Origin of the sequence: Micromonospora tarensis, from assembly GCF_016803395.1 — a bacterium.
In the GTDB taxonomy this organism is placed as follows: Bacteria; Actinomycetota; Actinomycetes; order Mycobacteriales; family Micromonosporaceae; genus Micromonospora; species Micromonospora tarensis.
In genome coordinates this window covers 59,242-70,004 of the sequence record NZ_JAEVHL010000013.1, presented here as the reverse complement: position 1 = coordinate 70,004, position 10,763 = coordinate 59,242, and the positions used below count along the sequence as shown (strand labels likewise).

The window sequence follows — 10,763 nt, the reverse complement described above, 5'->3', positions numbered from 1 at the left end:
TACCGGCCTTCCTGCATCACTACAATCACCACCGACCCCACACCGCCACCGGCGGCCTACCACCCATCACCAGGTTGACCAACGTCCCTGGACAGCACAACTAGCGGGTGGCCTCGATCAGGAAGCGTTGGGCGTGGGCCACGAAGGGGCCCTGCTCAGCGATGCGCTGGTGCAGGTCGCGCAGTGGCGCGCGGTAGCGGTCCACCGTGAACCCCGGCACCGTCCAGATCACCTTGCGCAGAAACCAGACCACCGCGCCGATGTCGGCGAAGGTCGCCCGCAGGGTGGCCCGGCGCAGGTCGACCACCCGCAGGCCGGCTGCCTCCGCGGCGGCGACCGCCTGGTCGGGGTGCCGCCGGGTCGGCGGCGGCAGCGGCCCGAGGATCGCCTCGCTCAGCTCACGCATGGTGCCCGGCCCGATCTGCTGCGACAGGTACGTCCCACCCGGCCGCAGCACCCGCGCCGTCTCCGCCCAGTCGGTCCGCACCGGATGCCGGCTGACCACCAGGTCGAAGGAGGCGTCGCGAAACGGCAGGGCCCCGTCCGGCGCGATTGCCACCACCGTCGCACCGACCCGGCGCAGGGTACGGCGGGCCACCTCGACGTTCGGCGGCCAGCCCTCGGTGGCCGCCAGCAGCTTCGGCGCAGACGGCACCTCGGCGAGCACCTCCCCGCCGCCGGTGTCCACGTCCAGGGCCGCACCGACGTGCGCCATCCGCTCCGCGACCAGCCGGGCGTACCCCCAGGGTGGACGCTCCTCGGTGGCCCGGCCGGCCAGCCAGCCGAACCCCCACCCGTCGACCGGGGCGGCGACAGCCTCCGCGATCAGTTCCTCGGCGTCACGCTCGGCGTTCATGGCGGCCAGCCTGGCGGCCGGTGACCCCGCCCGGCAACCCATTTGCCGCCGCCCGCGGACGCTCCCCCGCGCCAGGAGGAAACGCACCGCCCGCGCACGCTCCGCGCCGGAAGGGAGCGCGGCGTCGCCGGAGTGAGCGGTCGGTGTGCGCGGTCGGTGTGCGCGGTGGCCGGACGCTCCGCCACGCCGGGGAAGGGCACGTCGTCGCGGTCGCACCGGCGAGGGCGCGCCTCGCCGGGCGCTCGCGCTGCCGGGAGCCTGTGTCCTGCCGGGACTGTCGCCTTCGTCCGGCTCGCGCGCTGCTGGGGCCGCCTGCGGCCCTGCGCAGGGCGAGTCGTCAGCCGAGGCCGAGCTGGTGCTCTTCGAGGGCGGCCTGGAGGATGCCGAGCGCCTTCGGCCCCATGCCGTGCAGTTTGGCCAGGTCAGCCCGGGGGACGTCGGCGAGCTGGCGCAGCGTGGTGTAGCCGGCGGCGTGCAGGGCTCGGGTCGCCGGCGCACCGATCTTCGGGAGCGCGTCCAGAGACGAGGTCATCCGCAGATGATAGACCGGCCAGCCCTACCGCTGACTCCCCGAGCCCGAGCCCGCCGAGCGACCAGGTCAGGCCAGCAGCCGGGTCACGCTCAGCCGACCGACGGGTCGGACCAGATCAGCGGCCGGGCCAGGGGCGGGCGATCTTCCCGGTGGAGCCGGCGAGCGTGTCCAGGCCATCGGCCTCGGCGCGGCCGGGGTCGAACTGGCGCATCAGCCGGGCGCCCAGGTGCACGCCGACCCCGCCGACGGCCAGCGCGACCACTTCGGTGAGCAGGATCGCGGCTGACGCGCGCGCTGCGGGGAGTGTGCCCGGACCAGGCAGCTGAGCAGGAACATGCCGGCCATCACCGCGTTCACCAGGTTGAAGGCGACCGCGGTGCGGCGGGTGCGGTCGACGGGCACGTCCCACAGGTCGACCATGCCGGCCACCGCGGTCAGCGCGGCGGCGACGAGAGCGGCGACGCCCGTCCAATAGCCGACCTCACCCAGGAACGCCGGCCCGCCGGCGACGTCGGTGAGGTCGAAGACGGTGGCGCTGACGAACAGCCCGAGCGGGAACGTCACCAGCATCGGTTGGATCGGATGCCCCTGCACCCGCAGCCGGCTCTGCATCGGTCCTCCCCCGGGTAGCACGCAGCTCACCTGACCACAGTGCTACCCGAGCCCGGTCACAGCGAAACGATTCCGCCCGACTCGCCGCTGACCGGACGAACGGACACCGCCCGCCTCGATCAACTCGGGTTCCAGGAAACCGCGCCATCCCGCAGCCGAGAAACCCCGCCACCCGCCTCGATCAACTCGCCTTCCAGGAAACCGCGCCATCCCACGGCCCCAGATACCCCGACTTCAAGAAACCCGAGTTGATCACGGGGCGGACCGCACGGCAGGGCCATCGCACGACACGCACGACACAGCAGGGACACCGCACGGCATGGCGCGGGCCGTCGGGTGGGTGGTGGGTGGTCAGTTGTCGCGTTCGCGGGAGACCGTGCGAACCAGGCGCTCCGCCACCTCGCGCAGCGGGATGTCCAGCGACGACGCGGCGGTCCGCAGCACGTCGAGGGCCTCGGCCGGCGGGCAACCGCGCTGGGTCATGATCACGCCGACGGCCTGGTCCACCATCCCGTCGTGCAGGAGTGAGGCGTCCCGTTCACCGGCGAGGGTGAGCTGCGGCCACGGTCGCGAACGGCGGCCAGCAGCAGGCCGGCGTGTTCGGCGAGCAACATCGCGATCAGCTGGTGTTGCGGGGTCAGCACGTCCGGCGCGGCGGCGTAGAGGTTGATCGCGCCGATCACCTGGTCGTCGATGTCCACCGGTGCCGAGATCACCCCGCGTACGCCGAGGTCGCGGGCGCGGGCCGTCCACGCCGGCCAGCGGCGCTCACCGGCCAGGTCGGCGGCGAGGATCATCTCGCGGCGTCGGATCGCGCTCATCGCCGGCGAGTCCGGCCCGTGCCGAAGGTCGTCCAGCCCGGCCAGTCGCTCGTCGGAGGCGGCCACGCCGGCCGGTTCGCCGGCGCGCAGGGCGGTGAAGCCGCACCACCGGACCCCGGCCACCGCGTCCCGGGTGACCCGGACCAGCGCTAGCAGCGCCTCATCAAAGTCGGTCAGGGTGATCAGGCCGGCGGTCAGCTCCCGTAACAGCGCGGCTGTCTCCAGCACGCCGAGCGTCTGCACCACCGGTTCCCGCGTGTCGAGGTTCACGGGTTCGTGGCCTCCGTGTCCTGTCGCGCCTGCCCGCCGGGCATCGTCACCTGTGTCATGGTCTGCTCTCTCCCGACTGGACCGACCAGCCCTACTACCCCGGGAAACCTGGGTCGAAACGGCGTAAACCGGGGCCCCTGCCGCAGGTGAGGGCGGTAGGGGCCCGAGCGCCTACGTCAGCGCGAGGCGCCGCTGAGCCGTCGCCCGATCGACGCGATCAGCCGGTCGAGCTCGGACCCGAACGGGTTGTCGTGCACCAGGTAGGTCCAGGTGGCGGTGGGGCGGACCAGGGTGCCGTCGTCGGCCTGCCAGTCCTCGTCGAATTCGGTCTCGTTGAAGGTGGCGATGGTGCGGGCCTCGATCTCCGGGACCAGGTTGTTGAACGCCGGCACCGCGGCCCGGTGGAACTCGTCCAGCGGGTCGAGCCGGCCCAACGCGCGCAGGTGCACGCCCTCCCGGACCTCCGACAGCTCGGCCAGGTGCTCGGCCCAGAGCCGGTCCAGGTGGTAGAGCGCGATGGATCGGGCCGCCCGGGCGAGCAGGTCCTCGTCCATCTCGCCGGCCTTCTCGGGCTCCTTCTCCAACAGCATCACCGCGGCCACGTCGCTGGTCAGCAGCCGCTCCCGGCGCGCGGCGAGAGCCTTGCGCTGCTGCTCGATGACCACGCTGTAGCGCCAGGTGTTGCGGTGGATCTCGTGGTTGACGCCCTCGGCGACCCGCTGGGCGTGCTCGACCGCATAGTCGACCTGCTCGTCGGTCACCAGGCCGTCGGCGTTCATCCGCGGCGACGCCGGCACCGAGTCGGCGGCGTGCCGGACGACCAGGTCGTCCTCCAGGCTGACGAAGAAGACCGAACCACCCGGGTCGCCCTGCCGGCCGGCCCGGCCGCGCAGTTGGTCGTCCACCCGCCGGCTGTCGTGCCGGCCGCTGCCGATCACGTAGAGCCCACCCAGCTCGGCGACCCGCTCCTGGTCGCTCTGGTCGCTGCCGCCGAGCCGGATGTCGACGCCCCGGCCGGCCATCTGGGTGGAGACGGTCACCGCGCCGTACGCGCCGGCCTCGGCGATGATCGCGGCCTCTTCGTCGTCGTTCTTGGCGTTCAGCACGACGCACGGCACCCCGGCGGCGTTGAGTCCGGCGGCCAGCCCTTCGGACTCCTTGACGTCGAGGGTGCCGACCAGCACCGGCCGCCCCTTGGCGTGCCAGCGCTGAATCTCGTCGATCAGCGCCTCGTCCTTCTCGGCCCGGGTGGCGTAGATGCGGTCCGGCTCGTCCTCCCGGATGCACGGGGTGTTGGGCGGGATCACCGCGACCTCGAGGTTGAAGAACTCCCGCAGCTGGTCGCCGACGAGCACCGCGGTCGCGGTCATCCCGCAGACCTTCGGGTAGAGCGCGATGTAGGCCTGCATGGCGATGGTGCCCAGCACCTCGCCCTCGGCGGTGGCGTCCAGGCCCTCCTTGGCCTCGACCGCGGCCTGGAGACCATCCGGCCAGCGGCGGCGCTGGGCCACCCGGCCGCGCATCTCGTCGACCAGCTCGACCGTGCCGTCGCGGACGATGTAGTCCACGTCACGGTGCAGCAGGGCGTGCGCGTGCAGCGCCACGTTGACAGCGGAGAGCTGCTCGACGTGCTCCTCGTCGTACAGGTCGATGCCGAGCTTGGCCTCGATGGCGGCCAGGCCGGCGGAGGTGAACGCCACACTCCGCCCGTCCTCGGCGACCGTGTAGTGCTTGCCCTTGCGCAGGCCACGGACCAGCGCGGCGGCGGCGTGCACCGGGTCCTGCTCGCCCGGCACCGCGCCGGCCAGGACCATCGGCACCCGCGCCTCGTCGATCATGATCGAGTCGGCCTCGTCGACGATGGCGGTGGACAGCGGCGGCTGCACCCGGTCCGCCACGTCGGTGACCAGCTGGTCGCGCAGGTAGTCGAAGCCCGCCTCGCTGACCGAGACGTAGGTGACGTCGCAGGCGTACGCGTCGCGCCGCTCCTGCGGGGTGGAGGCCTCGTTGACCCAGCCGACGGTGAGACCGAGCAGGGTGTAGACCGGCTCCATCCACTGGGCGTCGCGGCGGGCCAGGTAGTCGTTGATGGTGAGCACGTGCACCGGCCCGTTGCCGAGCCGGACATGCCCGTACGCGGCGATCGTGGCGGTCAGCGTCTTGCCCTCACCGGTGGCCATCTCGGCGACCTTGCCGGAGAGCAGCGACATGGCGCCGAGCAGCTGCACGTCGTACGGCCGCTGGTCGAGGCCACGGCGGGCGGCCTCGCGGCCGACGGCGCAGATCTCCTCGTAGCCGGCGGCGACGCCGGCGGCCTCGGTCAGCTCGGCGTCGTCGAGCGCGGCGAGCTGATCCTCGCGGGCCTCGATCGCCGGCAGCAGCTTCTCCAGCGGAGCGAGATCCACGGTCGAGCCGGGGCGCTGGAGGAACCGCCGGAACTTGCTCTTGAACCGTTGCGACACACCCATGAGCGGCAACGGTACGCGATTCCGGCCGCCGTTTGCGGCCCGGTCGCCCGGCAAGTTCGTCGCGAGGCGACGTCGGCCGACCAACCGGCCGGACCGCGGTCAGCCGACCAGCAGTTGGTGGCTGGCGAGTTCCCGGTACAGGGGGTCGGTGTCGGTCAGTTCGGCGTGCGTGCCCACGGCCACCACCCGGCCGGCATCGAGGACGACGATCTGGTCGGCGTCGACCACGGTGGCGAGCCGGTGCGCCACGATCAACAGGGTGCGGCGGGCGGCCACGGCGTCGATGGCGCGGCGCAGCGCCGCCTCGTTGCGGGAGTCCAGGTTGCTTGTCGGTTCGTCGAGCAGCAGCACCGGCGGGCCGGCGAGCAGCGCCCGGGCGATGGCCAGCCGCTGCCGTTCACCTCCGGAGAGCAGCACCCCGCCCTCCCCCACCTGAACGTCCAGGCCGGCCGCGGTGCGCTGCGCGAGGTGGCCCAGGTTGACCTCGTCGAGGACCTCGCGCAGTCGCTCGTCGGTGGTGTCCGGGGCGGTGATCAGCAGGTTCTCCCGCAGCGTGCCGGCCAGCACCGGGGCCTCCTGCTCGACGTAGCCGAGCCGGGCCCGCAGCGCGTCGCGGGGCAGGCCGCGCAGGTCGGTGCCGTCCAGCCGGATCGCGCCGGCGCTCACCTCGTAGAAGCGCTCGACCAGGGCCAGCAGTGTCGACTTGCCGGCGCCGGAGGGGCCGACCAGGGCGGTACGGGTGCCGGCGGGCACCGTGAAGCTGACCTCGTGCAGCACCGGCTCGCCGCCCGGGTAGCCGAAACCCACCCGATCGAACTCGATCATGGGGGTCGGACCGTGCCGGGTCGCCGTCGTGACCGGGGGCGCGGGCCGGTCCGCCGCGCCCTCGGCGGGCACGGCCAGGATCTCCTCGATCCGCTGGAGGGCGCCGAGGCCGGACTGCAACTGGGTGTACGCCCGCAGCACCTGGCCCAGCGGCAGCGCCAGCAGGAACAGGTACATGACGAACGCCACCAGGTCCCCGACGGAGATCGCCCCGGCGGCGACCCGTGCCCCGCCGATGCCGAGCACCAGCAGGAACGCGCCCTGCACGGTGACCGAGCCGATCGGGCCGACCAGCGCCTGCACCCGGGCCACCCGCAGCCCCGCCGCGTACGCCTCCCGCGCGCTGCCGGCGACGGTCTCCGTCTCCCGGCTCTCGGCGCGGCTGGCCCGGATGGTGCGGGCCGCCGAGAGGGCCCGCTCCACCGCCGAGGTCATCTCGCCGATCCGCTCCTGGGCGGTGCGGGCCAACGCCCGGACCCGGCGGGCGAAGGTGGCGGCGAAGCCCAGCCCCAGCACCACCCCGAGCAGTGTGACCCCGAACAGCAGCGGGTCGAGCAGCACCATGGCGGTGGCGGCGCCGACCACCGTCACCGCCCCGGTGACCGTCTCGAACAGCCCGGAGGTGACGACCGCGCGCAGCAGCGTGGTGTCCGAACCGACCCGGGAGAGCAGGTCCCCGGTGCGGCGGCGGTCGTACTCGGCGATGGGCAGCCGCAGCAGGTGGCCGGCCAGCCGTCGGCGGGTGCCCAGCACCAGCCCTTCGGCGGTGCGTTGGAGCAGGTAGTCGCGCAGCCCACCGATCGCCGCGCCGAGCACCACCAGAGTCACCAGCACCGCCACCAGCCCGGACACCGGGTGTGCGGCGCCGATCCGGTCGAGCACCGTGCGGGTGAGCAGCGGCTGCGCCAGCGACGCCGCCGCGCCGACCAGCGACAGCGCGCCCACCACGACCAGGGTGCCGCGGTGCTCCCGCAGGTACGGCAGCAGCGCGGCCAGGCCGACCGGCCGGTCCTTCGGGGTGCTCATGCCGGGAACGGTAGCCGGCCCGGGCACCCGGCGGAGGCGGTCAGCCGGTGAGCACCACCTGCAGCTCCTGGCGGCGACGGTCGGCCAGCTCGGTGAGCACTGTGGGTGCCTGGTCGAACGGCACCATCGCCGAGACGAGGTGCTTGCGGATCACATCCCCGTACCCACGGAGCAGGTCGATGGTCTCGGCGGAGAGCCGCTCGCGGTCCCAGGTGGGGGCGAGCCCGCGCGGCACCCGACCGATCTGCGCGCAGCGGAGCGACAGCCCGTTGTGGTGGAACTCCTCACCGAGCCGGACCGCGTCCGCGCCACCCTGGTAGAAGGCGAGGTCGATGACGGTGCCCTGGGGCCGCAGCAGGCGCAGGGCGAGGTGCAGCGCCCAGGCCTGCCCCCGGCACTGGAACACCACGTCGGCGCCCCGGTCGCCGGCGGTGTGCGCCCACCGGGTCTTGAGCACCACCGCTGGGTCGTCCGCGTCCGGGTCGAGGGTTTCCAGGCCGAGCGCCTCGGCGACCTGGCGGCGGTGCGGGGTGGGATCGAGGACCACCACCGACGCGGCGCCGTGGCGTCGGGCGAGCAGCGCCGTCAGCAGGGCCACCACACCGGCGCCGACCACGGCGACCCGTCGGCCGCGTACCCCGTCGCCGAGCGCGCGGACGTCGGTGCCGTGCAGGTCGGCGGCGGCGTGCAGCAGGCCGTTGGCACAGATCGGGCCCATGTGCGCGACGTAGATGCCGAGCAGCGGGTCCAGGTCGTCGGGGAGCGCCACGAACCGTTCGGCCACCGGGTCGGCCAGCCAGCCGGTGCGGTGCCCGTAGGTCATCGCGCCGACCGTGCCCACCGCGACCGCCGGGGTGTCGCTCTCCACCACCCGACCGACCTGCATGTAGCCGAGCTTGCGCACCGGGTACGGCGTGCTCGCCGCGCCCGGCTGGAACAGCCCGAGGTCGGCGTTCCAGGTCACGTTCAGGTAGGGGTTCGTGCCCTTGACATAGCTCAGCTCGGTGCCGGCGGAGACGCCGCTGAACAGCGTCTCGACCCGAAAGGTGCCGGGGCGCAGCGGCGCGGCGTCCTGCTCCACCAGGTCGACCCGGCCGGGGCCGGTGACCACCACCACCTTGTCAGGCATCGACTGTCACCCCCGTGCTGAGCACCGTCGGCGCGGTCGGGGCGGCGAGCCGCACGGTCGCGCCGGTGCGGGCCGAGTCGGCCACCGCGAGGGCCAGCCGCTGGGTGGCCAGCGCTTCGGCGTACGGGACGCGAATGTCGTCGCCAATGCCCCGGACGGCGTTGATGAAGGCGCGGTCCACCGCCACCCGGGCGGCGTCCGGGTCGGCGGGGACGTGTCGTTCGCCGTCGGCGTCGCGGATCGACAGCCCGTCCTCGGTGATCGAGAGGGCCAGCCCGTCGGCGAGGACCTCCAGGCCGGCACGGTGCTTCCAGCCCAGCACGCAGGCCGCGCTGAGCGTGCCGACCGCGCCGTCGGCGAAGCGCAGCGCGGCGGTGGTGACCGAGTCGATGTCCGCGCCGTCGACCGGCGGCGGGGTGCCGTTGCCGTACGCGGTCACCTCGGTCACCTCGCCGGCCAGCACGCGGATCAGGTCGAGCACGTGGGCGGCCTGCTCGACCACCGGTCCGCCGGAGCGGTCGCGCCGCGACCACCAGGCCACCGGTGGCACCTTGTCCAGCCAGGCGCCGCTGACCATCCGCACCGGACGGTCGGCGAGCAGGGCGCGGGCCTCGTCGAGCAGGCTGGAGTAGCGCCAATGGTGCCCGACGGCGGTGCGCAGCCCGCGCCGCGCGACCAGGTCGGCGATCCGCTCGGCGGTGCCCAGGTCCACAGCGACGGGTTTCTCCACGAACATCGGCACCCCGGCGTCGATGACCGCCTCCTCGGTGGGGCCGTGCGCGAACGGTGGCACGCAGACGTAGACCGCGTCCGGGTCGGTGGCCAGCAGTTCGGCGACGTCGGCGCGGGCCCGCCCGCCGTGCTGCGCGGCCAGCGCGGACGCCGCCTGCGGCGCGACGTCGGTGACCCCGACCAGCTCCACGTCGTCGAACCCGGCGAGCACCCGCGCATGCCGCTGTGCCACTCCGCCGGCTCCGACGAGCCCCACCCGGCATTTCCGCATCCGACACCCCTTCGAAGACCTTTCATGTGCGGTGGGACCAGTCCCCTGGGCTGTGCGCAATCAAACGTTCATCCACCGGGAACGCATTGTCGTCACCAGTGTGATCAAGCTGTTGCCGAGAATGCGGTTAGCGCGTGACGGCGACTGGGAACAACCAAACTCGGTTTTCCACGCACGAATGGAGGAGTGCCCGTGCGGGATACGACATCAAGCGTGTCACCGGTGGTGGAGGCGTGGGCCACGTACCGGACGACGTCGGCGGCGGACTGGCCGACGCGTCGACTGGTGCGGGCCAAGGGCGACAGCCGGGTCAGCGTGGTGCTGCCCGCGCGCAACGAGGAGGCCACCGTCGGCGCGATCGTGTCGACCATCCGGGAGCACCTGATGGATCGGGTCGCCCTGGTCGACGAGCTGATCGTGGTGGATTCCCGCTCGACCGACCGGACCGCGCAGGTGGCCCGCGCCGCTGGCGCGGAGGTGGTCAGCCAGGACGCGATGACCCGGGGGCTGCCCCGGCTGACCGGCAAGGGCGACGCGCTCTGGGCGGGTCTGGCCGCCGCCGAGGGGGACGTGGTGGCGTTCATCGACGCCGACCTGCGGGAGTTTCGGCCGCACTTCGTGAGCGGGCTGCTCGGCCCGCTGCTGACCGACCCGTCGGTCGACTTCGTGAAGGGCTTCTACCACGGCCCCTGGTCGGCTCCGCCACTGTGGAGCAGGACGGCGGGGGCCGGGTGACCGAGTTGATGGCCCGTCCGCTGCTCAACCTTTTCTGGCCCGAGCTGGCCGGTTTCGTGCAGCCGCTCGCCGGCGAGTACGCGGGCCGTCGCGACGTGCTGGCCCAGGTGCCGTTCGTCTCCGGGTACGGGGTGGAGACGGCCATGATGATCGACCTGCTCGACCTGGTCGGGTTGGACGCGATGGCGCAGGTCGACCTCGGTGAGCGCAAGCACCGGCACCAGGACACGGCGGCCCTCGGTCGGATGTCCGCGCAGATCATGTTGACCGCCTGGTCGCGGTTGCAGCGACGCGGTTGGGCCACCGCCGGTTTGGCGCCGGAGGCGTTGCTGACCCAGTTCCGGCGCGGCGGCTCGGACACCCTGCCGAACCTCGACCGCGAGATCGTGGTCAGCGACGTGTCCATTGAGGAGCGCCCGCCGCTGGCCGAGTTGCGCCACCGGGTGCCCCGTCGGCGGGTGGCCGCCGCGTGAACGGCTGGAAGGG

The 10,763-nt window shown here is 73.3% G+C and carries 7 protein-coding genes and 3 pseudogenes; 2 read left to right on the top strand and 8 right to left on the bottom strand.

Annotated features, from left to right (window positions below; genetic code table 11):
* A pseudogene (locus JM949_RS05280) lies at nt 1-104 on the top strand (IS481 family transposase); the annotation flags it as partial.
* Here JM949_RS05280 and JM949_RS05275 read toward each other — a convergent pair.
* The 8 genes and pseudogenes from JM949_RS05275 to JM949_RS05240 form a co-directional block, all read right to left on the bottom strand.
* Nucleotides 101-856, bottom strand: a complete 756-nt coding sequence (locus JM949_RS05275) for a class I SAM-dependent methyltransferase (RefSeq protein ID WP_203147308.1) — start codon at nt 854-856, stop codon at nt 101-103. The pseudogene JM949_RS05280 and the gene JM949_RS05275 sit on opposite strands and share 4 nt — an antisense overlap.
* Nucleotides 857-1,193: 337 nt before the next feature.
* The gene (locus tag JM949_RS05270) at nt 1,194-1,388 is read right to left on the bottom strand and encodes a helix-hairpin-helix domain-containing protein (protein ID WP_203147307.1); all 195 of its coding nucleotides are present in this window, start codon (nt 1,386-1,388) and stop codon (nt 1,194-1,196) included.
* A 210-nt stretch (nt 1,389-1,598) separates the two neighbouring features.
* Nucleotides 1,599-2,000, bottom strand: a complete 402-nt coding sequence (locus JM949_RS05265) for a DUF2231 domain-containing protein (RefSeq protein WP_238432622.1) — start codon at nt 1,998-2,000, stop codon at nt 1,599-1,601.
* A 351-nt stretch (nt 2,001-2,351) separates the two neighbouring features.
* Nucleotides 2,352-3,091, bottom strand: a pseudogene (locus JM949_RS05260) (GAF and ANTAR domain-containing protein).
* A 176-nt stretch (nt 3,092-3,267) separates the two neighbouring features.
* Complete coding sequence (gene secA2, locus JM949_RS05255) at nt 3,268-5,559, bottom strand: accessory Sec system translocase SecA2 (RefSeq protein WP_203147306.1); 2,292 nt, start codon at nt 5,557-5,559, stop codon at nt 3,268-3,270.
* 99 nt (nt 5,560-5,658) lie between these two features.
* Nucleotides 5,659-7,410 carry an ABC transporter ATP-binding protein gene (locus tag JM949_RS05250; RefSeq protein WP_203147305.1) on the bottom strand — a complete coding sequence of 584 codons (1,752 nt, stop codon included), beginning with the start codon at nt 7,408-7,410 and terminating at the stop codon, nt 5,659-5,661.
* A 40-nt stretch (nt 7,411-7,450) separates the two neighbouring features.
* Nucleotides 7,451-8,539, bottom strand: coding sequence for a zinc-binding dehydrogenase (locus JM949_RS05245; protein WP_203147304.1), 1,089 nt, complete (start codon nt 8,537-8,539; stop codon nt 7,451-7,453).
* Complete coding sequence (locus JM949_RS05240; RefSeq protein ID WP_203147303.1) at nt 8,532-9,542, bottom strand: Gfo/Idh/MocA family protein; 1,011 nt, start codon at nt 9,540-9,542, stop codon at nt 8,532-8,534. The genes JM949_RS05245 and JM949_RS05240 overlap by 8 nt, the downstream gene beginning before the upstream one ends.
* 285 nt (nt 9,543-9,827) lie before the next feature.
* Between JM949_RS05240 and JM949_RS05235 the strand changes: the two are divergent.
* Nucleotides 9,828-10,750: pseudogene (locus tag JM949_RS05235) on the top strand (glucosyl-3-phosphoglycerate synthase).
* Nucleotides 10,751-10,763 lie beyond the last annotated feature (13 nt).